The organism is Halomonas sp. THAF12, from assembly GCF_009363675.1.
Classification (GTDB): Bacteria; Pseudomonadota; Gammaproteobacteria; order Pseudomonadales; family Halomonadaceae; genus Halomonas; species Halomonas smyrnensis.
The window spans coordinates 2,750,205-2,774,667 of record NZ_CP045399.1 but is presented as its reverse complement, the minus strand read 5'-3'; the positions used below and the strand labels follow the sequence as shown (position 1 = coordinate 2,774,667).

General features: G+C 68.2%; 27 protein-coding genes. 15 read left to right on the top strand and 12 right to left on the bottom strand.

Translation table 11 applies throughout. The features are described from left to right. Positions 1-7: 7 nt before the first annotated feature. Positions 8-469, bottom strand: coding sequence for a flavodoxin family protein (locus FIU88_RS12855; protein ID WP_152479506.1), 462 nt, complete (start codon positions 467-469; stop codon positions 8-10). A 123-nt stretch (positions 470-592) separates the two neighbouring features. Here FIU88_RS12855 and FIU88_RS12850 point away from each other — a divergent pair, with 123 nt between their 5' ends. Continuing rightward, positions 593-1,069: a YbhB/YbcL family Raf kinase inhibitor-like protein gene (locus FIU88_RS12850; RefSeq protein ID WP_152479505.1), complete on the top strand. Its 477-nt coding sequence runs from the start codon at positions 593-595 to the stop codon at positions 1,067-1,069. A gap of 54 nt (positions 1,070-1,123) precedes the next feature. Here the strand turns inward: FIU88_RS12850 and FIU88_RS12845 are convergent, their stop codons facing one another. Continuing rightward, complete coding sequence (locus tag FIU88_RS12845; protein ID WP_152479504.1) at positions 1,124-2,023, bottom strand: LysR family transcriptional regulator; 900 nt, start codon at positions 2,021-2,023, stop codon at positions 1,124-1,126. Between the two features lie 103 nt (positions 2,024-2,126). On the opposite strand from FIU88_RS12845, the gene FIU88_RS12840 reads away from it, so the two are divergent. The 4 genes from FIU88_RS12840 (at position 2,127) to FIU88_RS12825 (ending at position 6,702) form a co-directional block, all read left to right on the top strand. After that, positions 2,127-3,011 carry a hypothetical protein gene (locus FIU88_RS12840; protein ID WP_152479503.1) on the top strand — a complete coding sequence of 295 codons (885 nt, stop codon included), beginning with the start codon at positions 2,127-2,129 and terminating at the stop codon, positions 3,009-3,011. A gap of 89 nt (positions 3,012-3,100) precedes the next feature. Continuing rightward, entirely contained in the window at positions 3,101-4,384 is a 1,284-nt protein-coding gene (locus FIU88_RS12835) for a Xaa-Pro peptidase family protein (RefSeq protein WP_016853922.1), read from the top strand. A 218-nt stretch (positions 4,385-4,602) separates the two neighbouring features. Continuing rightward, complete coding sequence (locus FIU88_RS12830; protein WP_152479502.1) at positions 4,603-6,093, top strand: CoA-acylating methylmalonate-semialdehyde dehydrogenase; 1,491 nt, start codon at positions 4,603-4,605, stop codon at positions 6,091-6,093. Positions 6,094-6,417: 324 nt separating this feature from the next. Next, on the top strand, positions 6,418-6,702 hold the full coding sequence (locus FIU88_RS12825) for a YrhK family protein (RefSeq protein WP_152479501.1): 285 nt from the start codon (positions 6,418-6,420) through the stop codon (positions 6,700-6,702). A 17-nt stretch (positions 6,703-6,719) separates the two neighbouring features. Here the strand turns inward: FIU88_RS12825 and FIU88_RS12820 are convergent, their stop codons facing one another. Continuing rightward, positions 6,720-7,658 carry a zinc metalloprotease HtpX gene (locus tag FIU88_RS12820; protein WP_152479500.1) on the bottom strand — a complete coding sequence of 313 codons (939 nt, stop codon included), beginning with the start codon at positions 7,656-7,658 and terminating at the stop codon, positions 6,720-6,722. A 279-nt stretch (positions 7,659-7,937) separates the two neighbouring features. On the opposite strand from FIU88_RS12820, the gene FIU88_RS12815 reads away from it, so the two are divergent. The 5 genes from FIU88_RS12815 (at position 7,938) to FIU88_RS12790 (ending at position 10,953) form a co-directional block, all read left to right on the top strand. Beyond that, positions 7,938-8,513 carry a RimK/LysX family protein gene (locus FIU88_RS12815; RefSeq protein WP_016853918.1) on the top strand — a complete coding sequence of 192 codons (576 nt, stop codon included), beginning with the start codon at positions 7,938-7,940 and terminating at the stop codon, positions 8,511-8,513. Positions 8,514-8,568: 55 nt separating this feature from the next. Beyond that, entirely contained in the window at positions 8,569-9,177 is a 609-nt protein-coding gene (locus FIU88_RS12810) for an O-methyltransferase (RefSeq protein ID WP_152479499.1), read from the top strand. Between the two features lie 32 nt (positions 9,178-9,209). Then, complete coding sequence (locus FIU88_RS12805) at positions 9,210-9,575, top strand: thiol-disulfide oxidoreductase DCC family protein (RefSeq protein ID WP_253742559.1); 366 nt, start codon at positions 9,210-9,212, stop codon at positions 9,573-9,575. 301 nt (positions 9,576-9,876) lie between these two features. Beyond that, positions 9,877-10,314, top strand: coding sequence for a nucleoside deaminase (locus FIU88_RS12800; RefSeq protein ID WP_152479497.1), 438 nt, complete (start codon positions 9,877-9,879; stop codon positions 10,312-10,314). Between the two features lie 300 nt (positions 10,315-10,614). Continuing rightward, entirely contained in the window at positions 10,615-10,953 is a 339-nt protein-coding gene (locus FIU88_RS12790; protein ID WP_152479495.1) for a zinc ribbon domain-containing protein YjdM, read from the top strand. 31 nt (positions 10,954-10,984) lie between these two features. Here the strand turns inward: FIU88_RS12790 and FIU88_RS12785 are convergent, their stop codons facing one another. After that, on the bottom strand, positions 10,985-11,890 hold the full coding sequence (locus FIU88_RS12785) for a complex I NDUFA9 subunit family protein (RefSeq protein WP_152479494.1): 906 nt from the start codon (positions 11,888-11,890) through the stop codon (positions 10,985-10,987). 198 nt (positions 11,891-12,088) lie between these two features. Between FIU88_RS12785 and FIU88_RS12780 the strand changes: the two genes are divergently transcribed. From FIU88_RS12780 to FIU88_RS12765, 4 genes are all read left to right on the top strand, one after another. Continuing rightward, on the top strand, positions 12,089-12,877 hold the full coding sequence (locus FIU88_RS12780) for a FadR/GntR family transcriptional regulator (protein ID WP_016853910.1): 789 nt from the start codon (positions 12,089-12,091) through the stop codon (positions 12,875-12,877). 8 nt (positions 12,878-12,885) lie between these two features. After that, complete coding sequence (locus FIU88_RS12775; RefSeq protein ID WP_237738414.1) at positions 12,886-13,893, top strand: TRAP transporter substrate-binding protein; 1,008 nt, start codon at positions 12,886-12,888, stop codon at positions 13,891-13,893. Positions 13,894-13,975: 82 nt separating this feature from the next. Continuing rightward, complete coding sequence (locus FIU88_RS12770; protein WP_016853908.1) at positions 13,976-14,572, top strand: TRAP transporter small permease subunit; 597 nt, start codon at positions 13,976-13,978, stop codon at positions 14,570-14,572. After that, entirely contained in the window at positions 14,572-15,873 is a 1,302-nt protein-coding gene (locus FIU88_RS12765; RefSeq protein ID WP_152479493.1) for a TRAP transporter large permease subunit, read from the top strand. The genes FIU88_RS12770 and FIU88_RS12765 overlap by 1 nt, the downstream gene beginning before the upstream one ends. A gap of 254 nt (positions 15,874-16,127) precedes the next feature. Here FIU88_RS12765 and FIU88_RS12760 read toward each other — a convergent pair whose 3' ends face one another. The 8 genes from FIU88_RS12760 to FIU88_RS12725 form a co-directional block, all read right to left on the bottom strand. Continuing rightward, positions 16,128-16,649, bottom strand: coding sequence for a gluconokinase (locus tag FIU88_RS12760; RefSeq protein ID WP_016853906.1), 522 nt, complete (start codon positions 16,647-16,649; stop codon positions 16,128-16,130). 100 nt (positions 16,650-16,749) lie between these two features. Further along, a complete protein-coding gene (locus FIU88_RS12755) occupies positions 16,750-17,592 on the bottom strand; it encodes a nitrilase-related carbon-nitrogen hydrolase (RefSeq protein ID WP_152479492.1) in 843 nt (280 codons plus the stop codon). Between the two features lie 46 nt (positions 17,593-17,638). Further along, positions 17,639-18,949, bottom strand: coding sequence for an MmgE/PrpD family protein (locus FIU88_RS12750; RefSeq protein ID WP_152479491.1), 1,311 nt, complete (start codon positions 18,947-18,949; stop codon positions 17,639-17,641). An 88-nt stretch (positions 18,950-19,037) separates the two neighbouring features. Next, a complete protein-coding gene (locus FIU88_RS12745; protein ID WP_152479490.1) occupies positions 19,038-19,925 on the bottom strand; it encodes a glycine betaine ABC transporter substrate-binding protein in 888 nt (295 codons plus the stop codon). A gap of 115 nt (positions 19,926-20,040) precedes the next feature. Beyond that, complete coding sequence (locus FIU88_RS12740) at positions 20,041-20,922, bottom strand: glycine betaine ABC transporter substrate-binding protein (RefSeq protein WP_152479489.1); 882 nt, start codon at positions 20,920-20,922, stop codon at positions 20,041-20,043. A 63-nt stretch (positions 20,923-20,985) separates the two neighbouring features. Next, a complete protein-coding gene (locus FIU88_RS12735) occupies positions 20,986-21,717 on the bottom strand; it encodes an ABC transporter permease (RefSeq protein WP_152479488.1) in 732 nt (243 codons plus the stop codon). Between the two features lie 4 nt (positions 21,718-21,721). After that, positions 21,722-22,879, bottom strand: a complete 1,158-nt coding sequence (locus tag FIU88_RS12730) for an ABC transporter ATP-binding protein (protein ID WP_152478020.1) — start codon at positions 22,877-22,879, stop codon at positions 21,722-21,724. A 46-nt stretch (positions 22,880-22,925) separates the two neighbouring features. Further along, positions 22,926-23,591 (bottom strand): ABC transporter permease, encoded by a 666-nt coding sequence (locus FIU88_RS12725; protein WP_016853899.1) that lies wholly within the window; start codon positions 23,589-23,591, stop codon positions 22,926-22,928. Positions 23,592-23,983: 392 nt separating this feature from the next. Here FIU88_RS12725 and FIU88_RS12720 point away from each other — a divergent pair, with 392 nt between their 5' ends. After that, entirely contained in the window at positions 23,984-24,445 is a 462-nt protein-coding gene (locus FIU88_RS12720; protein WP_016853898.1) for an SUF system Fe-S cluster assembly regulator, read from the top strand. Positions 24,446-24,463: the final 18 nt, after the last annotated feature.

The window sequence follows — 24,463 nt, the reverse complement described above, 5'->3', positions numbered from 1 at the left end:
GCGGGGCCTAGAGCACGCCCGCCTCGAGCCCTGCCGCCATCGCCATGCCGAGTTCTTCCACCCGGGCCTCGAAGTCATCCTGCCACTCGCCGCGCAGCGTCAGCGGGGCCTGTGCCCACTTCCAGCCGAGCCCGGTGACGATGCCTTCCACGGCGCGCCGGGTGCCGGTGCCGTCGTGGCCGGCGCGGGTGTAGAGCGCGCAGGGCAGGCCACGGGTGTCGTCCAGCACGGCGTAGTAGCTGCGGTCGAAGAAGTCCTTCAGCGCGCCGCTCATATAGCCCAGGTTCTCGGGCGTGCCGAGCAGGATGGCGTCGCAGGCGCGCACGTCATCGGGGCCGGCCTCCAGCGGCGGCCTGACGACCACCTCGATCGCCTCGATATCGGGATGACGGGCCCCTCGCTCGGCGGCCTCGCGCAGCCGGCGGGTGTTGGGGGAGGGCGCATGGGCCACGATCAACAGTCGCTTCATGGGAGCCTGCCGGGTTGAAGAGTGTCCGGCCCGCCATCATACAGGGCATAGCGGCGTTGACAGGCGCCAACGCCTTGCCGACGCTGAATCCGGTATTCACGACCCCATCAGGGAGGACGTCTCATGGCCTTTGCCCTTTCGAAGATGCAGGTGACCAGCTCCGCCTTCGAGAACTTTCAAGCGATGCCCGGACGGCATGCGACGGACGGTGACGATCTGTCGCCGCCCCTGGCCTGGGAGAACCCGCCGGAGGGCACCAAGGGCTATGCGGTGATCTGCCATGATCCGGATGCGCCGCTGGTGCAGCACGGCCAGCAGGGCTTCGTGCACTGGCTGCTCTACAACCTGCCGGGCTCCGTCACCTCATTGGAGGAGGCCACCACCGTTGGCACCCGCGGGCACAACGACTTCCAGCGCAACGGCTACGGTGGCCCCATGCCGCCGGAAGGTCACGGCACGCATCTTTACTACTTCTGGGTGCTGGCGCTGGACAAGCCCACGGCGCTGCCGGAAGGGCTCTCCATGACCGAGCTGCTCAAGCAGCTCGAGCCGCACCTGCTGGGCATGAACCGGCTGATCGGCACGTATCAACGCGGCTGATCACCGCCTGACAGGCAGCAAGCGTCAGTGCTCGGGCCCCGCCATTGGCGGGGCTCAGTCGTTGGCGGCCTCGTCGCTTGTCTCGCTGGCCGGCGGGGCGGCGATATCGTCGTTTTCGGTGACGATGCGCTCGAGTTCCTCGCAGAAGGCGTCCAGCGCCTCGCGGGTGTGGCCCGGGCGACGATGCAGTTCGATCTCGACCTGCCCCAGCGCCGGCAGGCCCTCCGCCTCGCCGACGATCCGGCAGCCCGCCGGCACGCTGCGTGGCGTCTTCACCGTCACCGCCAGGCCCGCCTGGACCGGCAGGTTGATGCCGGTGGGCGAGGTGCTGGCGTAGCGGATCTCCCAGCGCCGCTCGTCGCGGCCCAGCGCCGACAGCGCATGGGCGCGGAAGGTGCAGCCCTCCGGGTTGAGCGCCAGCGGCAGCACCTCCCAGTCCTCCGGCCGGCAGTCCTCGGCGACTACCCACACCATCGGCTCCCAGCCCAGCAGCTGCCCCGACTGCGTCGGCACGTGGCGGATCGACAGCACCGCGTCCAGTAGGCCTTCCTGAAACTGGCCGACCAGCGCCGCGCTCATGTCGCAGGTGATGTTGAGGCGCGTGTCCGGAAAGCGCCGGGCGTAGCGCTCGAGCAGCTCGGGCAGGTAGGCGCTGGCCTGTTCCTCTGAGGTGGCGAAACGGATCAGCTCGCCGCGCTGGCGCTCGCCCAGGGCCTCACGGGCCTCGTCCTCCAGGGTCAGCATGTGGCGGGCATAGGGCAGCAGCCGCTCGCCGTGGCGGGTCAGCAGCACGCTGCGGCTGGTGCGCTCGAACAGCGACTGCCTCATCTGATCCTCGAGGCGCTTGATCTGCAGGCTCACCGCCGACTGGGTGCGATGCAGCACCTTGCCGGCGGCGCTGAACCCCTGGCACTCGGCCACGGTGACGAAGGCGCGGAGCAGGTCCGTATCCATAAATTGATGAGCCTTTGAAATTGGTTGTATCTCAATGATTCATTTTTATTATGGAGGTGCCGTCACTAGGCTGTCCAGCATGCACAAGACAGCGGAGACAACCATGCCTGTGGAACCCTCGGTCGATACCCCCGCCAATGCCCTCGATGGCCTCATCGATCTGCAACGCTACCCCCTCGACGATCTCGACGGCGACACCGGACGCGCGCTGATCGATCGCTGCCGCCGCCAGCTGGCGGACGACGGCTGCGTGGTGCTCAAGAACTTCGTGCCCGACGAGGCCCTCGAGCGCCTGGAGCGCGAGACCGAGCGCCTGTCCCCCGAGGCCCACTACAACCAGACCGAGACCAATCCCTACAACAGCGACGCCGACCCCTCCAGGCCGGCCAGCCATCCGCTGAACCGCTTCGGTGACCGCACCAACGGCTTCGTCGCCGGCGACCGCATCGACGGCGACACCATCATCCGCCAGGTCTACCAGAACGCCGACTTCCAGCGTTTCATCGCCACCGTGGTCGGCATGGAGGAGATCCACCAGTACGCCGACCCGCTGGCCGATCTGGTGGTGAACGTGCTGCGCGAGGGCTGCCAGCATCCGTGGCACTACGACACCAACGAGTTCATCGTCACCATGATGACCCGCCAGTCCCACGACGGCGGCCGCTTCGAGTATGCCCCGGGCATCCGCAGCCCCGAGGGCGAGAACTTCGACGAGGTCGAGGAGGTCATCGACGGCGACCGCTCGCGGCTCAAGTCGCTGGATCTCCAGCCCGGTGACCTGCAGATCTTCTTCGGCCGCTACTCCCTGCACCGGGTCACCCCGGTCGAGGGCGCGAAGGAGCGCCACACGGTGATCTTCGCCTACGCCAAGGAGCCGGGCTTCATCGGCCGCCCCGAGCGCGCCCGCCGCATCTTCGGCCGCATGGCGCCGGTCCACGAGCGGCTGCTCGACGAGGGCATGCAGCGCAGCGACGCCCTGGCCGACTGATCGCGCCTGCCGATCGCCATGCCCCTGGTGCCGGTCCGGCCGGCGCCATCCAGCCCGACACTCCATCACGACCCTCCGAGAGACCTGACATGAGCATCGTGGATTTCGAGAAGCTGACCGACAACGAACCGGAACAGATCCCGGTGATCCCCTCGGCCCCCATGGCCAACGGCGACAGCATCCCCACCGCCTTCGATCCGAAGCAGCTGCGCGCCGGCCGTCTCGAGCGCCTGCGGGCCATGATGGCCGAGCAGGGCTATGCCGCCGTGGTGCTGTTCGACCCGTACAACCAGCGCTATGCCACCGGCTCGCGCAACATGTTCGGCTACTTCCTGCGCAACTCGACCCGCTACGTCTACGTGCCGCTCGACGGCCCGGTGATCCTGTTCGAGTACCCGGGCAGCGCCCACGTCTCCACCTGGCTGGAGACCATCGACGAGTCGCGCACCTCCAAGGTGGTGTGGTCGGCGGTCAACCAGCGCGACAACCTGTCCTCCGATCCCTTCGGCGTCGAGATCGCCGAGCTGATCCAGGAACACGGCCGCGGCAACAAGAAGATCGGCCTGGATCGCTGCGCCCTGAACCTGGCGCGCTCGCTGGAGGCCCAGGGGCTGGAGGTCTTCGACTGCATGCAGGACACCCTGCACTGTCGTCGCATCAAGACCCCGGAGGAAATCGCCTGCCTGGCCCAGTCCATGGCCGGCAGCGAGGCCGCGGTGGCCGAGGTCGAGGCCGCCATCAAGCCCGGTGTCACCGAGAACGAGCTGTTCGCCATCATGTACGGCGACGTCATCCGCCAGGGCGGCGAGTTCATCGAGACGCGCCTGCTCAACTCCGGGCCGCGCACCAACCCCTGGTTCAACGAGGCAAGCGACAGGGTGATCCGCCCCGGCGAGCTGGTGGCGCTCGACACCGATACCATCGGCTGCCACGGCTACTACTCCGACTTCTCGCGTACCTTCCACGTCGGCCCGGGCAAGCCCAGCGCCTACCAGAAGAGCCTCTATCGCATGGCCTATGACCAGGTGCACCACAACATGGGCATCCTCAAGCCGGGCATGAGCTACCGCGAGATCGCCGAGCAGGCGTGGAAGATTCCCGAGCGCTTCCTCGACCGCCGCTATCCCTCGATCATCCATGGCGTCGGCATGCACGGCGAGACGCCGCTGGTCGCCCACCACATGGACTTCGACCGCTTCTCCAAGGACGGCATCCTGGAGCCCGGCATGGTCGTCTCGGTGGAGAGCTACATCGGCGAGGTCGGCGCCGCCGACGGCGTCAAGCTGGAGGAGGAGGTGCTGGTCACCGAGACCGGCATCGAAAAGCTCTCGCGCTACCCCTTCGACGAGGCGCTGCTCGACCGGGAGGTCTAACGGCTGCCGCCTGATAGACGAGCGCCGGGGACAAGGCGAAGCGAGGGCCTTTTGCCATGGATGGCAAAAGTAGCGCCCAGGGAAGGGTTTACAGCGCCCTCGCGATGGTCCGGCACTCCGGGGCTTGTTGCCGGCACAGCTCAGCGGGCCGATGGAAAAAGTCTATCCCGGAAGACACCGCGACGACGTGTCTTCCTAATCAATTCAAGAGAGACCCCATGACAGACGTGAACCACTGGATCGCCGGCGACCGCGTGGCCGGCGAGCGCAGCATCGACGTGTTCAACCCGGCGACCGGCGAGGCGATCCGCCGCGTCGCCCTGGGCGATGCGGCCACCGTGGAGCGGGCCATCGCCGCCGCCCGCGAGGCGCAGTCGGCCTGGCGCGATCTGCCGCCGGCCAAGCGCGCCCAGGTGATGTTTCGCTTCAAGATGCTGCTCGAGCGCGACGCCGACGAGATCTGCCGGCTGGTCGCCGAGGAGCACGGCAAGGTGCTCGAGGATGCCATGGGCGAGCTCAAGCGCGGCATCGAGAACGTCGAGTACGCCTGCGGCGTGCCGGAGCTCTTGAAGGGCGAGTACTCCCACAACGCCGGGCCGGGCATCGATACCTGGTCCAATCACCAGCCGCTGGGCATCGTGGCCGGCATCACGCCGTTCAACTTCCCGGCCATGGTGCCGCTGTGGATGTACCCGATGGCCATCGCCTGCGGCAACGCCTTCATCTTGAAGCCGTCCGAGCAGGTGCCCTCGACCGCGATCAAGATGGCCGAGCTGCTCGACGAGGCCGGCCTGCCGCGGGGCATCTTCAGCGTGGTCCACGGCGACCGCGAGGCCGTGGAGGCGCTGATCGACGCCCCCGACGTCAAGGCACTCTCCTTCGTCGGCTCCACGCCGGTGGCCAAGTCGATCTATCGCCGCGGCGCCGAGAACGGCAAGCGCGTCCAGGCCCTGGGCGGCGCCAAGAACCACGCCGTGGTGCTGCCCGACGCCGACCTGGACAACGCCGCCAGCACGCTGATCGGCGCCGCCTTCGGCAGCGCCGGCGAGCGCTGCATGGCGATCTCCGTGGCCGTCTGCGTCGGCGACGACACCGCCGACGCCCTGGTCGGCAAGCTCGCCGACCAGGCCCGCACCCTGAAGATCGGCCCCGGCACCGAGAAGGGGCTGGACATGGGCGCGCTGGTCAACGCCGGCCATCGCGACAGGGTCGCCGGCTACATCGAGCGTGGCGAGCAGGCCGGCGCGGAGCTGGTGGTCGACGGCCGCGAGCATCCGCTGGTCGAGGAATCAAAGGGCTACTTCCTGGGCGCGACCCTGTTCGACCGGGTGACGCCGGCGATGGACATCTACCGCGACGAGATCTTCGGCCCGGTGCTGTGCGTGGTGCGCGTCGAGACCTTCGAGGAGGCCATCGCGCTGATCAACGCCCACCAGTACGGCAACGGCACCTGCGTGTTCACCCGTGATGGTGAGGCCGGTCGCCGCTTCAGTGATGCCATCGAGGTCGGCATGGTCGGCATCAACGTGCCGTTGCCGGTGCCGGTGGCCTTCCACAGCTTCGGCGGCTGGAAGGAATCGCTGTTCGGTGACCTGCACGCCTACGGCCCCGACGCGGTGCGCTTCTACACCCGCCGCAAGGCCGTGTCCCAGCGCTGGCCGCAGCGCTCCCAGCAGGAGAGCGCCCAGTTCAACTTCCCGTCGAACTGACCGTGCCGAACCGACTGTCCTGAACCGAGTCTCCTCGGTGACACCATCGCGCCCGCCCCGTTGCCACAACGGGGCGGGCGCGCGAGGTTCTGTCGGCCTCGATCCGGCGGTGCGCATCGGCGACACGGTGAGCATCCGGTGGTCGACGGCGTCGCCATTCTGGTGCATTTTCGCAACAAGCGGCGGGTCGCCCACGGCCCGACGCGCCGATCGACGTCACCCGCTCGGTGGCCGCGCTGGGCGGCTGGAGGTCGGCGACGAGGCGTTCGAGCGGCTGCGACGCGCCGCTCCCCGAGACATTCCCCATCGTCCAAGGAGATGCGCATGGCGCTATTCGATCGAGACCGGCGCGAGGAAAACCCGCGCACCCGCCGGCTCTACGCCCTCTGGGAGCTGATCTACACCTTCGTCGACTTCGGCGCCGCGGCCGCCTTCCTGGTCGGCTCGGTGCTGTTCCTCTACGAGAGCCAGCAGACGCTGGCGACCTGGTGCTTCATCGCCGGCTCGGCGCTGTTCGCCTTCAAGCCCACCATTCGCACCGTGCGCGACCTCAAGCTGGCGTCCATGGGTGACGTCGAGGACCTGGAGCGGGAAGGCCGCCGTGACTGAGCCGCCGGCGGCTTCTCTCAGTGCCAGCGGTGCCCGCCACGACGCCGGGTCGGGATCGGGCGCCGCACCGGCATGGCCTCGTCGGTCTCGCCGAACGGCGCATGTGGGGCGTCATCGAACTCGGCCAGTCGGCGGATGCGCGCCTCGGTGGACGGATGGGTGCGCAGCCAGGCGATCTCCACCGGCGGGCGACGCCCGAACAGGCTCGCAAGCCAGCCTCGGCGCCGGCGCTCCAGTACCACCAGCGCCGAGGCGAGCCCGGCCGGATCCCCGGTGAGCGCAACGGCCTCCATGTCGGCGGTGTATTCGCGGTTGCGCGACAGCGCCAGTGACAGCAGCACGCTGAGCGTCGGTGCCACGGCGATCACCAGCAGGGTGAGCCAGGGCAGGGAGCGCTCGCCGGACAGCATCATCGGCAGGCTGACCAGGATCGCCAGCTGCACGGCGGTGGTCAGCCATAGCGTCATGCGGGTCATGGCCGTGGCGATCGACAACACCCGGGTGTCGCCGCGCCGCAGATGGCTCACCTCATGGGCCAGTACCCCGCCCAGCTCGCGCATCGTCAGCGAGCTCAGCAGGCCGTCGGTGACCGCGATGCCGCCGTCGTGGGGACCGCCCACGGCGAAGGCGTTGATCTCCGGCGAGGGCGCGCGGTAGAGCTGCGGCGCGATCGTCAGGCCGGCGCCGGCGTAGAGGTGCCGGAGCAGCGCATGCACCTCCGGCGCCCGGGACGCCGGCAGCCGCTCGGCGCCGGCCCGGTCCAGGATCATCCGGGCCGGCATCCAGCTCATCATCACGGCCGTCACGATCACCGCCGAGAGGCTCATCAGTACGCCGCTCGGCCCCGCCAGCAGGTAGCCGGGCAGGGACAGCGTCAGCGTCAGGCCGCCCAGGATCAGCACCGTCTGCAGCCCGTTGAACAGGCGATGCCGGCCGAGTTCGTGTTCCAGCACCATGCCGCGTCCCCCGTCGTTGGCCCTTTCTCCTAAGGCTAGCCGCCTCGCCCGCGATCGCGGCACGACAACCGACACAAACATTGATCGGCGTCATCGTCGTGAGTGGTCGCTCGCCTGCGCAGGTTCATGCGCCCGCCAAGCGCGGTCGTCTTGCTGCCGGCGCGGACGACGAGCGAGGGACCGACGGAACCCTGGACGCCTGGAACGTGTCAGATGACACTCGATCCTGACCGGCCTGCGCCGGAACCGTCCTCAACCGTGTGATTCGAAGGAGAGAACATGCACAAGCGTCTGACCCGGGCCCTGCTGCCCGTCGTGAGCGCCGGCCTGCTGTCCGGCACCGCCCTGGCCAGTGATGCCGATGCGCCGGAAGTCTACGGCTGGGTGGAGAAGGCCCTGATCGATCCGAGCTGGGGCGTGGAAGTGAAGGCCAAGCTGGACAGTGGCGCCCTGACGTCTTCCATGCAGGCGGATAACATCGAGCAGTTCGAGCGCGACGGCGAAGACTGGGTGCGCTTCGAGGTCGAGGTCGAGGACGAGGAGAGCGGCGAGATCGTCAGCCACGAATTCGAGCGTCAGCTCTATCGCGACCTCACCGTGGTCGGCGCCGGCGGCCGGGATCATCGCCCGGTGGTGCTGATGACGATCTGCATGGGCGATGAACGCTTCGAGGAGCAGTTCAGCCTCGAGGACCGCAGCGACATGAACTATCCGGTGCTGCTGGGTCGCCGGACCATCCAGAGCCTCGGCTATCTCGACGTCACCGAGACCTTCCTGCAGTCGCCGAGCTGCGATGACGACTCGACCCTGCATCGTCATGCCGACAAGGAATACGAGGACAAGATCGGCGTCTGAGGGCCGCCACCCGCGAGCGCGACGACCGAGAGACGAAATGCCAGAGGATATGGCCATGGAACACGCCACGCCCTTCGGGGCCCTGCTGGCCGAGCTGGAGCGTCTCGGCGAGCACCACGACCGGAACGTCACGGCGCCGGACGAGCGGCTGCGCAACATCACCCGCGATACCGGCGAGTTCCTCGCCGTGCTGGTCAGGGCGACCGGGGCGCGGCGCATCCTCGAGATCGGCACCTCCAACGGCTATTCCACCCTGTGGCTGGCCGAGGCGGCCCGGGCGCTCGGCGGCCGGGTCACCACGGTGGAGTGGGCCGCCGGACGCTGGGGCATGGCCGGCGAGCACTTCGCCCGGGCCGGGCTGGCGGACGTGATCGAATCGCTGCACGCCGAGGCCGGCCGGGTGCTCGACCGCGAGGCCCCGGCCTCGCGGGACCTGGTGTTCCTCGATGCCGACCGCGCGCGCTACGTCGACTGGTGGCCCGTGGTGCGCGAGACCCTGGCGCCGGGCGGGCTGCTGGTGGTAGACAACGCCACCTCCCATGCCGACGAGCTGGCGCCCTTCATCGACCTGGTGGAGGCGGACGACGACTTCACCACCAGCCTGGTGCCGGTGGGCAAGGGCGAGTTCCTGGCCACCCGGACGCCGGCGGCCGCGTCCGCCTGATTCCTGCGATGCGGCGCCGCCACGAGGTCGCCATGGCCGACGCCCCGACCCTTCGGGTCTACTACGATGCCGTCTGCCCGAAATGCCGCCGCGATCGGCGCCGCTACGAGCGGATGGCCGGCGAGGCGTCGGCGGTGGAATGGGTCGACGTCACCGCCAACCAGGCGCGCCTGCGCGAACGCGGCATCGATCCGAATGATGCCCTGCATTCCCTTCACGTCGAGGACGAGCACGGCCGGCTGTGTGACGGCCTCGACGCCTACCTCCTGCTGATGCGTCGGGTGCCGCGGCTGCGCCCGCTGGCGTGGCTGATCGGCCTGCCGCTGATCAAGCCGGCACTCGCCGTGGCCTATCGTCACGGGGTGCGCTGCCGCCTGCGCCGCCAGGGGCGGCGGTGAGCCGTCGCCGGGCCGCCGGCAGAGACTCGGCCGGAGAGTCCATGAGGGCGTTGCCCCTGGGCGTCGGCGGTCCACGCACAGACAGATCTCCACCGGCTCCGACAGCGCGCGGGTGCCGCTGCCGCCTCCTTCCTCCACGTCCTCGAACCGTGGCACCGGGCATCCCGCGGCGATGGGCGGGGCAGGCGTCGTGGACACAGCGTTCGAGACGGCGCTGGTCGAGCAGGCAGAGGAGAGCATAGGCTGGTGGTCACCGACCGGCGCCGGGCCGTCGGGCATCGCGACACAGGGAGCATCGGACATGGAGCATTTCATGAGGGCGGCGCTGGAGGCCGCGCAGACCAGCCGAGACGAAGGCGGCATTCCGATCGGATCGGTGCTGGTGCATCGCGGGGTGATCCTCGGCAGCGGCCACAACCAGCGGGTGCAGCTCGGCAGCACCGTGCTGCACGGTGAGATGGACGCCCTGGAGAACGCCGGGCGGCAGTCGGCCGATATCTATCGCGAGTCGACCCTCTATACCACGCTGTCGCCCTGCGCGATGTGCACCGGGGCGATCCTGCTCTACGGCATCCCGCGGGTGGTGATCGGCGAGAACCGCACCTTCCTCGGCGAGGAGGCGCTGCTGCGCGAGCGCGGCGTCGAGGTCGAGGTGCTGCAGGACCCCGACTGCATCGCCCTGATGGAGGGCTTCATCGCCGAGAACCCAGGGCTCTGGCACGAGGACATCGGCGAGTAACGGATCGGGCCAGCGGGGGCTGGGTGGCGGCGGATTCCCGCAGTGAGGTGACCTGCCTCGGCCGGGTGTCGAGGGCTGCCTTGAATACCTGCATCCGGGCCTGCCGGGCGGTCTGGTCGTGCGCCAGCCTCTGCGACCGGGCGACGACGTTGTTGACGGATGAGTCCATCGCTCTTTTCTGCATGAGAGAAGGTCGGTCTCACCCTGGCAGGCTCCTGACCGAGGGCAACGGCGACATGGCGTTCGCGCGTCCCAGGGTGTAGGCTTTCGCGCTCTCCGAATCCCCCCCGAGGTCTTTTCATGAGCGATATGCCCCAGTGCCCACAGTGTGCCTCCGAGTTCACCTATCACGACGGCCTGCAGTACGTGTGCCCCGAGTGCGCTCATGAGTGGACCGATGCGGCCCCGGACGCGGAAGATGACGCCCCGGTGGTTCGCGATGCCAATGGCAACGCGCTGGCCGATGGCGATACCGTCACCGTGATCAAGGACCTCAAGGTCAAGGGCTCGTCCTCGGTGGTGAAGGTGGGCACCAGGGTAAAGGGCATTCGCCTGGTCGACGGCGACCACGACATCGACTGCAAGGTCGAGGGCATCGGCCCGATGAAGCTGAAGTCGGCGTTCGTCAAGAAGGCCTGAGCCTCGCCCGCCGCGCCCGATCGAGCGGGCCTCAGCGGGCTGGCGACGCCAGGCTGTCCGGCAGGCCCTCGCGCAGCGAGCGCGGCCTGAGCCCCAGGTCGTCGAAGGTACCGACGCCGTCGGTGACCACGTTGTCGTGCTGCATGAGGATGACCTGGTCGCGGGTCAGCGGCGGGTCCGGCAGCCGCGAGAGCGCGCCGGCCAGGGTTCGCCACAGCCAGAAGGGCACCGGCACCAGCGGGCGTTCCCGGCCGAGCCGGGCCATCACCAGTTCGACGATCTCCCGATAGCGCAGCACGTCGCCGCCGCCCAGCTCGAACAGCCGCCGGGCCGGCGCCTCGGGGCCGGTCAGGCGGGCGAGGGCGCGCGCCGCGTCGATGACGTGTACCGGCTGCAGGCGGGTCTCGCCGCGTCCGAACAGCGGGATTGCCGGCAGCCGGACGAGCCGCGCCAGGCCGCCGAGAAAGGCATCATCCGGGCCGAACAGCACGCTCGGTCGCACGATGATCGCCCTGGGCATGGCCGCCAGCACCGCGCGCTCGCCCCGTGCCCGGGCGCGCACGTAGGCCGAGGGCGAGCTGTCCTCGACGCCGATCCCCGACAGCTGCACCAGCCGGTCGATGCCGGCCTCCCGCGCCAGCCGCGCCAGCCGGCCGGCCCCTTCCACATGAATCGCCTCGAAGCCGAGGTCCCGGCTCTCCACGTAGAGGCTGACCGCATTGACCACCGCCGCCGCGCCCTTCAGCGCCGCGGCCACTTCTTCCTCATGGCGGATATCGGCCGCGACCAGCGCCAGCGGATCGCCGCTCTCGGCCCAGCTCGGCCAAACCGGGTGGCGGGCCACCAGCCGCGTGGGCCGACCGGCTTCCACCAGTTCACGCACCAGGGCATCGCCGAGAAAGCCGCTGCCGCCGAAGACGACGATCGGTCGCGTCATGTCGTTCCTTGTCGCTGCTCCGGGTTCATGGAGGCATTGTGCCTGACGTCCCTGGGGTCGCAAGGGTTCGGGCGCGATGCGCTCGGCCCTCGAAAAGAGACCAAAGTCTAAAGGCATCAAGTCCGATTTTATCCGAGCCTATGTCCGACATAACGAGAATGGAGTCCGACAGGGCTCCGTAACAGCGGAACGCCGATCATGTCTCACGCCGCCGACCCTATGCGCCGCTCCGTGCGGCCCGACATCGCCGATGTGCTCGCCGAGGACATCTTCAGCGGCCATTACGGGCCGGGCGACTTCGTGCCCAGGGAGCTGGACCTCTGCGAGCGCTTCGGCGTCAGTCGCAGCACCGTGCGCAGCGCCCTGCAGACGCTGGTCACGGCGGGTCTGCTGACGCGCATCTCCGGTCAGGGCACCCGGGTGCGGGCGCTGACCGAGTGGCATCTGCTCGATCCCCGGGTGAGCGGCTGGATGGCGCGCTTCGCCCAGCCCAATCCGCGCATCCAGCGCGAGATCTTCGCCTTCCGGGTCGCCGTGGAGCCCTTCGTCGCGCGCCTGGCCGCGGAGCACGCCAACGCCGCCGATCTGCTGGCCATCGAGTCCGCCTACGAGGGCATGATCCGCGCGCTGGAACACGACGATCTGCACTGGGAAGGCATCTCCCACAACGACTACGACGTGGCCTTTCACGAGGCCATCTTCGCGGCGTCGCACAACCTGGTCTGGGCCCAGATCAGCCACGTGCTGAAGCCGGCCATCGCGCTGCTGGTAGAGCGCTCAAACCATAGTGCCGACGAGCTCCATGACAGCATGGAACGCCATCGCCGGATGATGGAGGCGATTCGCCTGCGTCAGCCGGAACAGGCCGCCGCGGCGGCCCTCAAGGTGCTGGAACGCACCGGCCGGGACCTGGGCCTCGAGGCCCTGCTGCCGGCCCTTCCCACCCTCGATGTTTCGACAACAAGCAGCGATAAGGAAGCCTCATGATCACACGCATGCCTCTCAAGACTCTGACCGCCGCCGTGCTCGGCGCCATGGCCGTCAACGCCCAGGCCGCCGACTACGAGTGGACCTTCCAGACCTCCGAGACCTCCGGCGAGCCGCAGTTCGAGATGAAGAAGGCCTGGGCCGATAACGTCGAGCAGATGTCCGATGGCCGCATCAGCATCGAGATCCTGCCGGTGAACGCGGTCGTCCAGGCCAACCAGACCCTGCAGGCGGTGCAGTCCGGCATCCTCCAGGGCCACCTGACCGATCCGAGCTACTTCACCGGCCAGAACCCGGCCTTCGGCATGATCGGCAACCTGGTCGGCGCCTGGAGCGATCCCTACGACTTCCTCGACTACATGAACAACGCCGGCGGCGAGGCGCTCTACAACGAGCTGGTCGAGCCCTACGGCCTGCACCTGATCGGTGCCGCCGCCACCGGGCTCGAGTCGCTGCCGTCCACCAAGCCGGTGCGTTCCATCGAGGACATGCAGGGCCTCAAGCTGCGCGCCCCCGAGGGCATGGTCTACAACATCTTCGAGGCCGCCGGCGCGACCCCGGTCAACCTGCCGGGCTCCGAGGTCTACACCGGCCTGGAGAAGGGCGTGATCGACGCCGCCGACTACACGGTGTTCGCCACCAACCAGGCCCAGGGGCTCCACGAGTTCGCCCCGTATCCGCTGTACCCGGGCTTCCACTCCCTGCCGATGGTGTCCGTGTCGCTGAACAAGGAGATCTGGGACAGCCTGCCGGCGGACCTCCAGGCGATCCTCGAGACCTCCGTGGATGACCTGGCCTACGAGATGGTCGCCGAGCTCAAGACCCGCGACCTCGAGGCCGTGCGCGAGGCGCGCCAGAACCCGGACATCGAGATCATCGACCTGCCGGCCGAGGAGCGCGTCAAGTTCCGCAACATCGCCAAGGAAGAGTGGGCCAACTGGGCAGAGAAGAACGAGATCACCCAGGAGTTCTACGACTCCGTGGTCGGCTACCTGGAAAACCACAACCTGATGTGATTCACCCGCCGGCATCGGACGGTGCCGGCCATCATGACGGCGGGCCACTCTGGGTGGCCCGCTCCTGTATCGAGGAAGTTCCATGACACAAGCGTCTCGTCGTCCGGAGGGCGAACCGGCCGCCGCCGAGGCGAGCCCGCCCGATCCGGCTCGCAACGCCTTCGATCGCGCCATCATGGCCGGCGGTCGTGTGGCGGCCTGGCTGGTGCTGGTCGCCATGGCGATCAGCGTCTATGAGGTCATCATGCGCTACGCCTTCAATTCCCCCACCTCCTGGGTCCACGAGAGCGTGGTGATGCTGGTGGCGGTGAGCTTCGCCCTGGGCGGCCCCGCGACGCTGGCCTGCAACCGCCACATCCGGGTGCGCGTGATCTACGACAGCGCCGGGCCGCGCCTGAAGCTGTGGCTCGACCGCTTCAACGACCTGGTGACCTTCGGCTTCTGCCTGGCCATGACCTACGCCGCCTTCGTGATGTTCTGGGGCGCCTCTCACAATCCGCTGGGCGAATGGCAGCTGGAACGTTCCGGCACCTCCTGGAACCCGCCGTTTCCGGCGCTGGTGAAGGGCATGATCCTGCTGGCACTGGCGATCATGTGCCTTCAGGCTCTGCTGCACGTGGTGCAGTCACTGCGCGGCAAGCCCGCTCCCACCCCGGATGACACGGAGGGCACCGCCTGATGGATATCGCAACCGGAACCCTGTTGATGGTGGGGCTGATCTTCGCCCTGCTGATCACCGGCCTGCCGCTGGCCTTCATCACCGGCCTGGTCGCGCTCTCCTTCACCTTCGGCTGGTTCGGGCCCAACGCCCTGCCGCTGGTCACCAGCCGGGTCTACGGCTTCGTCACCGAATACTCGCTGGTGGCGGTGCCGATGTTCGTGTTGATGGCCTCGCTGCTGGACCGATCGGGGATCGCCAAGGACCTGTTCAACGCCATGCGGGTGTTCGCCGGCCGCCTGCCCGGCGGCGTGGCCGTGCAGACCATCGTGGTGGCCTTCTTCCTGGCCGCGCTGTCCGGGATCATCGGCGGCGAGATCGTGCTGCTGGGCATCCTGGCGCTGCCGCAGATGCTGCGACTGGGCTATGACAAGCACCTGTCGATCGGCGTGGTCTGCGCCGGCGGCGCGCTCGGCACCATGATGCCGCCGTCCATCGTGCTGATCATCTACGGCCTGATCGCCTCCGAGTCGATCGCCGACCTGTTCACCGCGGCCATCACCCCGGCGGTGATCCTGATGGCCAGCTACATCGGCTACGTGCTGGTGCGCTGCCTGAAGAACCCCGAGATGGGCCCGCCGATGACCGACGCCGACCGCGAGGAAGGCTTCGCCACCCGCGGCCAGGCGCTGCGCGCCATCATCGTGCCGGCGCTGATCGCCGGGCTGGTGCTGGGCTCGATCTACGGCGGCGTGGCCTCGGTCACCGAGGCGGCGGCCATGGGCGTGTTCGGCGTGCTGCTGGCGGTGGTCGCCCGCGGCGAGTTCTCGTTCAAGACCCTGCACCAGAGCCTCGGCCAGACCCTGACCACCTGCGGCATGATCATCTGGATCGGCATCGGCGCCGCGGCGCTGGTGGGCGTCTACAACCTGATGGGCGGCAACCGCTTCATCTCGAGCATGATCATGGGCCTCGACGTGGCGCCGATCGTGATCATCCTGGTGATGATGGCGATCCTGCTGGTGCTGGGCATGTTCCTCGACTGGATCGGCGTGGCCATGCTGACGCTGCCGATCTTCGTGCCGATCGTCGAGCAGCTGGGCTACAGCCCGATCTGGTTCGGCATCCTGTTCGCGGTGAACATGCAGGTGTCCTTCCTGTCGCCGCCGTTCGGTCCGGCCGCCTTCTACCTCAAGGGCGTGGCGCCACCCGAGGTCAGCCTCAAGGACATCTTCGTCGCGGTGCTGCCCTTCATCGCCCTGCAGCTGTGCGTGCTGTTCGCGCTGCTGTTCTGGCCCAACATGGCCATGTGGCTGGTGTAAGAAGGCCGGAGTAAATGGCGGCCGTGGTAAAAAGGCCACCGCCGTAAAAAGCCGTACCCATGGCGAGCCATCGAACTGTCGATGACTCGCCATCAGGTGGCGGAAGTGTCCCCCGAAAAGCGCGCCATATCGCCACGCGATATGGCGCGCCTTTGTTGATGGGGTTTCATGAAGGCGTTGCGGTTTTTTCCCGCAAAAGAAAACGGCGCCTCGGCGCCGTATTCTGTTTGCTGGCTGTGTCTATCGGTGGAGGGTTAGTCGGAAGCGTCACGCGATATCGTCGCGAGAAAGTCCTCGACGATCGCCTGGGGCGGGCGGCGGATATCGGCCAGGACGGCCTCGTCCTCGCCGGGCGCTTCCAGGGTAGCGAGCTGGCTGTCGAGCATGTGGGCGCCGGCGAAGAAATGATCGCCGCGGGAGCCGAGGCGCTCCAGCAGCACCTCGCGGCTGCCGGCCAGATAGAGGATCGCCAGGTCGGGGGCGGCTTCGCGAAGCTGGTCGCGGTAGCGGCGCTTGAGCGCCGAGCAGCCGATGACCAGATCGCGGCCCTCGTCGCGATACTGCCGATACAGGTCGGCGAGGGTCGCCAACCAGGCGGCGCGATCATCGTCGTCGAGGGGCTCGCCGCGGCTCATCTTGGCGATGTTGTCCGGGCCGTGATGGTCGTCCCCGTCGATGAAGGTGGCCCCGAGGGAGGCGGCCAGATGGCGCCCGATATGGGACTTTCCCGATCCGGAAACGCCCATGACGAGGAGGCTCTTGGCGGTCGTCTTCATGCGCGAGTCTGCTTCTTATGGCGTCGAAAGAGTGTCGGGAATTCTAGCATTTTTTGCCGGCATGGGGAGTGGAAAAGGGCGCCACCCGATCAGGGCTTTCTCAGCGATAGCCGGCCATGAGCTCGCGGATGAGCGGCGTGTCGGCATCGCGAAGGGTCGGCAGCTCGAAGCGGGCCTGGGCGATGGCGGTGCGCGACAGGGTCGCGGTGATCAGCCCCTCGCCGTCCTCGGCCTCGGCCAGGGCCTCGCCGCGCGGCCCGAGGATGCGCGAGCCGCCCCAGAAGTGGCTGCCGTTTTCCGGCCCGAAGCGGTTGGCCATGATCACCGGGGTGCCGTAGGTCATGGCGTAGAAGCGCACGTTGAGCACCCAGTTCTGCTCGTTGGAGAAGTCCTCGCTGACGATGCCCGAGGCCGAGTTGATCGGCGCGCACAGCACCGTGGGCCGGGGCAGCAGGGCGGCGTGCACCAGGGCGGGGTTCCACAGGTCGGCGCAGATCAGCTGGGTCGCGGACCAGCCGGGGCGTACCTCGGCCTGGGTGAGCTCGCTGCCGTGGGTGAACCACTTGCCTTCCTCGAGCCCGCCGTAGGTGGGCAGGTTGAGCTTGCGATGCACGGCGACGATCTCGCCGTGCTGGAGGATCGCCAGGGCGTTGTAGTACTCGCCGGGGCTGGCTTCCTCGACGAAGCCGACCACCGTCTGCATCTCGCCGCAGGCGCGGGCCAGCCGGGCCAGGCGAGGATCCTCGACCGGCATGGCGACGCGCATGACCTCGCTGCCGAGCCCGTAGCCGGTCAGCGAGAGTTCGGGGAAGACCAGCAGCGCCACGCCGCGCTGGCCGGCCTCGTGGATGATCTCGAGATGGCGCTCGAGGTTGGCGTCGACCTCGCCCAGCGCGGCGTTGATCTGGGCGGCGGCCACAGGGAGTTCGTCCTGATAGTGCATGTCACGGTCTCGTCGTTGCAGCGGGAGGGAAGGCGATGCTCGGGCGTCACTCTGCCCCGGGCGGGCCGAGCAGGGCGAGCAGATCGCCGGCCGGGCGTGTCTCCAGGGTCTGGATGACGCGTTCGAGGCGGTCTGCGCGCTCGCCGAGCACCGGGCCGGCGAGGGCGCGGTACTTGGCGACCAGCTCGTCGTCGGACAGCGGATTGTGCGGATTGCCGCGGGCCTCGCAGGACTCGCTCTCGATGATCCGGCCGTCGCTCAGATGCAGCCGCGCCGAGGCCCAGCGCTCGGCTGGGAAGCGCGCATTGAAGGCGTCGCTCTCGCGGATCTCGACCCGCTCGGCGAGGGCGCGGGGCAGCGGCGCGTCGAGCTCGGTGACGGCCTCGGCGTCGAGGGTGCCGCGGGCCAGCGCGCAGGCCACCGACCAGGGCAGGCTGTACTGGGCCTGCTCGGTGCTGTCGGGGTGCGTCACATGCAGCCGTCGTCCCTCATGGAAGGTGGTGATCTCGATGCGTGCGATCGTCGCCGGGTCGCCGATCCGATCGCGCAGCGACAGCACCGCCTCCACCGCCGGCTGGGCCCAGCGGCATACCGGGTAGGCCTTGAAGTACTGCTCGTGAAGGTACCGGCGCTGCTCCCGGTCGGCCCAGAGGTGTTCGACCTCGGGGGCGGTGGCGGTCAGCGCGGGGGCGCCGGTGAAGCCGTCGCGGGCCAGCAAGGCGGCGGAGACGCCGGTCATGGCGCCCCAGCCCGAGCCGTCCTTGAGCATGGTGGGATGATCGATGCAGCGCATCATCTGGCTGCGCGGTCCGTAGAACTCGGCGATGCCCAGGGCGTGGTGGAGTCGCTCGCGATCCAGGCCCATCAGGCGGCCGGCCACGGCCGCCACGCCCAGGGCGTTCCAGGCGCCGGAGGTGTGGTAGTCGGGGCTGGTGGCATGCAGCGCGATACCGGCGCGGGTGGCGATCTCGTAGCCCATGGCCAGCAGGCCGAGGAAATCGCGGCCGGACAGCCGTCCCACCTCGGGGAGGGCGAGCAGCCCCGGCAGCAGGGCGACCCCGGCATGGCCCTTGGTCAGCACCTGGCCGTCGTGGGCGTCCAGGGCATCGATCAGCCAGGCGCCGTGCAGGGCCACGCCGGTGGGCGAGGCACGCCCCTCGGCGAACAGCAGCGGCCGGTCGCCGCCGTGCTGAGAGGTGGCGAAACGCCGGGCAGGCGCGGCGAGTTCGGTGCGGGTGGCGCCGGCGGCCACGCCGACGAGGTCCAGCAGGCAGCGTTTGGCCTGGGCCAGCAGGGCGTCGTCGGTAAGCGGGTCGGCGTCGAGCATCCAGTCGAGCAGGGCGTTGGGCTGGGGCATGGCGATCGATCTCCCGGATCGTGGGGATAAACGACGAAGGCCGCCCCGGGGCGGCCTTTGCAGCGGTCGCGTGACGGCGGGCGCCGTCTTACAGCAGGTCGTGTTGCTCGAGGAAGGCCTCGGCCACGTCCTCGACGGTCTCGCGCTCGACGTCGACCCGGGCGTTGAGCCTGGCCATGGTCTGGTCGTCGAGCAGCGCGGACAGCGCGTTCATCTGCTCGGCGAGGTCCGGGTTGGCCGTCAGGGTTTCCTCGCGCACCACCGGCGTCAGGGCGTAATCGGGGAAGAACCGCCGGTCGTCCTCCAGCACGGTCAGATCCAGGGCCGGAATGCGGCCGTTGGTGGCCGTCGTCATGGCGACATCGACCTCTTCCTGGTCGAGCGAGGGCAGGGTCAGGCCCTGGTCCATGCGCTTGACGTTGCGGCGGCCGAACTCGAAGCCGTAGGTCTCCTGCATGGGCCGCAGGCCGTCATCGCGGGAATAGAAGGTGGCATTGGAGGCCAGCACCAGCTCGTGGCCGGCGTTGATGGCCTCGGCGAGGTCGGAGATGCTGGCAATGTCGAGCTCCCGGGCCTGATCCTCGCGCATGGCCAGGGCATAGGTGTTGTTGGCCTCGGAGGGATCCAGCCACACCAGGCCCTTCTCGGCGTCGAGCGCCTTGACCCGCTGGTAGGCCTCTTCCGGCGACAGCGACTCGGTCACCTTGTTATAGCTGATCAGCGAGGTGCCGGTGTATTCCCAATAGAGATCGACCTGACCGTTCTCCTGCGCCTGGCGCAGCACGGTGGTGCCCATGCCCGAGCGCTCTTCCACCTCGTAGCCCCTGGCGTCCAGGTACTGGACCGTCATGTCGGCGAGGATCAGCTGCTCGGTGAAGTTCTTGCCGCCGACGGTGATGGTGTCCGCCTGGGCGAGCGCCGGGGTGGCGGCGAGCAGGAGGGTGGCAGCGGCAGTGTGGCTCAGGGGAAAACGCATGGGAATGGCTCCGGATATCGGGCAGGGCAAAGAGGCCCGCTCGTGCCGAGCGGGCTCTTGCCAGTGGGAAAAGGTCGCGAAGGCCGTGACCGGGACGGTCACGCGCCGGGGAGGGTTACAGCAGCTCGTTGTCTTCGAGGAAGGACTCGGCCACGTCCTCGATGGTCGCACGCTCGACGTCGACCCGGGCGTTGAGGCCGGCCATGGTCTCGTCGTCGAGCAGCGCGGACAGCGCGTTCATCTGCTCGGCGAGGTCCGGGTTGGCCTCCAGGGTCTCCTCGCGCACCACCGGGGTCAGGGCATAGGCCGGGAAGAAGGCCTGGTCGTCCTCGAGGACCTGGAAGTCGAAGGCCGGGATGCGGCCGTCGGTGGCGAACACCAGGCCGACGTCGACCTGACCGTCGCGCAGCGCCTGGTAGACCAGGCCGGAGTCCATGCGCTTGACCTCTCCGCGGCCGACGCGGAAGTCATAGGCCTGCTGGAGCGGGCGCCAGCCGTCCTCGCGAGCGTAGAACTCGGCGTTCATGGCGAAGGTCAGATCCTCGCCGTCGTTGACCGCCTGGGCCAGATCGGAGAGCGAGTCGATGCCGGTCTCCTCGACGCTATCCTGGCGCATGGCCAGGGCGTAGGTGTTGTTGGCCGCCGAGGGCGCCAGCCACACCAGGCCCTTCTCGCCGTCGAGTTCCTTGACCCGCTGATAGGTCTCCTCGGGCGACAGCGACTCGGTGACATCGTTGTAGTTGATCAGCGAGGTGCCGGTGTATTCCCAATAGAGGTCGATCTGGCCGTTCTCCTGGGCCTGGCGCAGCACGGCGGAGCCCATGCCGGCCCGGGTCTCGACGTCGTAGCCGAGCCCGCTCAGGTATTGGGTCGTCATGCTGGCCAGTATCTGCTGCTCGGTGAAGTTCTTGCCACCGACCACGATCTCCTCGGCCTGGGCGGTGGTCATGGCACCGGCCAGTGCCAGGCCGGAAAGTGTCATCATCACGCGTTTCATGTTGATCTCCTTGTTGTTGCGTCTTGGCCGCCCGCAGGCGGCCGATAGGAAAACAGGGCCTGCTCAGCTGCGCGAGGGATTGACCCCGCGCGGCACCACCAGGAAGGCGGTGGTGGCCACGATGGCATCGACCACGATCGCCAGCAGGGCGGTGGGAATGGCCCCGGACAGCATCATCACCGGGTCGTAGAGATCGATGCCGGTGAAGATCAGCTCGCCCAGGCCGCCGGCGCCGATCAGGAAGGCCAGCGGCACGGTGCCCACGTTGATGGTCAGCGCCGTGCGGATACCGGCGAAGATCACGTAGAGGGCATTGGGCATCTCGACGCGCAGCAGGCGCTGGGCCGGCGACATGCCGATGCCCGAGGCGGCCTCCATGAGCGCCGGGTTGACGCCCTTGAGGCCGGCGTAGGTGTTGCGGGTGATCGGCAGCAGCGTGGCCACGAACAGCCCGAACACCGCCGGCACGGTGCCGATGCCGAGAAAGCTCATCGACAGCGCCAGCACCGCCAGCGTCGGAATGGTGGTGCCGACGTTGAGCACCTGCATGGCCGATTCGGCGACGCGGGCCATGCTGGGGCGCGACAGCAGCACGCCCAGCGGAATGGCCACCAGGATGGCCAGGCCGCCGGACATGAGGGTCAGCCACAGGTGCTGCACGGCCAGGAACTGGACGTCGGGCAGGTAGAAGATGAAGTCGTCGATGACCCCGCTGGACTGGCTCCACACGCCGAGGAAGAAGATGGCGATGAGCAGCGCAATGCGCAGGGCCCCCTTCAGGCTCCGGATCGGCATCGGCTTACTCCTTGGTGGCCGGTTCGGCGGTCGCGGCGGATTCCGTGGGGCGGAACCGCGAGCCCAGGTGATGGGTCATGGCGCGCTGGGTGATCTGGCCGCAGACCCGGCCGGCCTCGTCCACGCAGGGCAGCCAGGTGATGTCGTTGGAGAACATCAGCGAGGCGACCTTGCGCAGGTCGTCGTCCAGCGACACGGTGGCCGGCACGTTCTGGAAATGGTCGCGGCAGTAGCCCCGGGTGGTGCGCGCCTGGGAGCGGGTGATGACGCCGACCGGCTGGCGGCGATCGTTCACCACCAGGATCGCGTTCTGGTAGCCGAAGTCGTCGATCCGGGCCAGGGCGGTCTCCAGGGTGTCGCTGGGCGACACGGTGCCGATCTCGTCGGAGACCACGTCGCGCACCTTGACCAGGTTGAGGCGCTTGAGCGCCCGGTCCTCGCCGAGGAAGGACTCGACGAACTCGTCCTTGGGGTTGGCCAGCAGCTCGTCCGGGGTGGAGTACTGCTCCAGGCGGCCGGCGCGGAAGATGGCGACCCGGTCGCCCATCTTGATCGCCTCGTCGATGTCGTGGCTGACGAACATGATGGTCTTGTTGAGTGCCTGCTGCATCTTGAGGAACTCGTCCTGGATCACCGCGCGGTTGATCGGGTCGATGGCGCCGAAGGGCTCGTCCATCAGCATCACCGGCGGATCGGCGGCCAGCGCCCGGGCCACGCCGATGCGCTGCTGCTGGCCGCCGGAGAGCTCGTTGGGATAGCGCTTGAGGAAGGCGTCCGGGTCCAGCGCGATCATGTCCATCAGCTCCCGGGCGCGCTCCCGGTACTTGGCCTTGTCCCAGCCCAGCAGCTTGGGCACCACCGTGATGTTGTCCTCGATGGTCATGTTGGGGAACAGGCCGATCTGCTGGATCACGTAGCCGATATTGCGGCGCAGCTCCTGGGTGTTCAGGTCGGTGGTGTCCTCGCCGTTGATGAACACCTTGCCCGAGGTGGGGCGCACGATGCGGTTGATCATCTTCAGCGTGGTGGTCTTGCCGCAGCCGGAGGGGCCGAGCAGGATGCAGATCTCGCCGGCCGGCACCTCCATGTTGATGTGGTCGGCGGCGGTGACCGCGCCCTTGGGGGTGTCGAAGACCTTGGTCAGGTTGTCGAGTCGAATCATGCGGGGGAATCCTTGTTTGATGAGCCGGGGCCCGCGCGGGACGGGATCAGGCCGTCTCGGCGGCGCGCTCCATCCCGAGGGGCGTCAGGCGCTTCTGCAGCGCCAGCAGGCCGTAGTCGACGATGATCGCCAGCAGGCTGACCGCCACCGCGCCGACGATCAGCTGGCGCGGGTCGGACTGCGAGATGCCGCGGCTGATGAAGGTGCCGAGCCCGCCGGCGCCGATGTAGGCGGCGATCGCCATGACGCCGATGTTGAGCACCACGGCGGTGCGGACCCCAGCCATGATCACCGGCACCGCCAGCGGGATCTCGACCATGCGCAGCCGCTGGTTCTGGCTCATGCCGATGCCGCGGGCCGCCTCGCGCAGGGCCGGGTCGACGTTGTGGATGGCGGTGTAGGTGTTGCGGATGATCGGCAGCTGCGAGTAGAGCAGCACGGCGATCACCGCCGGCAGATAGCCGATGCCCTGGCCGATCAGCGACAGCACCGGGATCATGATCCCGAACAGCGCGATGGACGGCACCGTGACGATGATCGAAGCCGCATACAGCACCGCCTTGGCCAGGCGCTCGTTCTTGGTGATGGCGATGCCGATGGGCACCCCGGTGAGGGTGGCGATGCCGACGGCGACCCCGACCAGCGCGATGTGCTCGAGGGTCCTCGAGAGCAGCAGGTCGAGGTTGTCGATGGCGTACTGAAAGAGTTCCAAGTCCCTATCTCCTGGTCGTTCCCATGCCGATACAGCATAGCGGTCGGTCTGCGTTGATGGCGTGGGGCGCCTTCGGCGGTGGGTGAAGCCGCGTTGGAAGGCCGTGAAACGGTGACACAGCTTAGCAAAGCTCTCTATCTATTTGTTTTTCCATGAATGACGATGCGCAATGGGAAGAATTGCGGGCCCTGATGCATGTGTTGGGGTGGGGCGGGGGACGCATTGTGGAAATGAATGAGAACGATTGTTGTTTTTGATGTGAATGGCGCCGAACGTGTCGCCAACGGCATGTCCGGCGGCGTAAAGCGCCGCGACGAGGGTTCACATCGCCGACATACAGGACTAAAATGGTCCGCAATCGATCACCAGGGGTGTTCCCGGGGAGGCCTGTCTTGCTGAAGCTGTCCAGACTGACCGACTACGCGGCGGTGGTGATGGCACAGATTGCCCGCCATCCCGAGCAGCCGCATGCGGCGGCGGAACTCGCCGAGGCCGTGCAGGTGCCGCATCCGACGGTCAGCAAGACCCTGAAGATGCTGGTACGCGCCGGACTGCTGGAATCGCGCCGCGGCGCCCAGGGTGGCTACTCCCTGGCGCGTCCGGCCTCGCAGATCACGGCCTGCGACATCATCGCGGCGATCGAGGGGCCGGTGGCGATGACCGAATGCAGCCAGGCCGAGGGCGACTGCGAGCTGGTGGACACCTGCGGGGTGTCCGACAACTGGCAGCGGGTGTCGCTGGCGGTGCAGACTCTGCTCCACAGCGTGACCCTGGCTCACCTGGCCGACACCACCCCGATCAAGCTGCCGGTGCAGCTGCCCATACAAAGCGTGAGTCTGGCCGTCGAGGCCTGATCACCCGCGGATTCACCA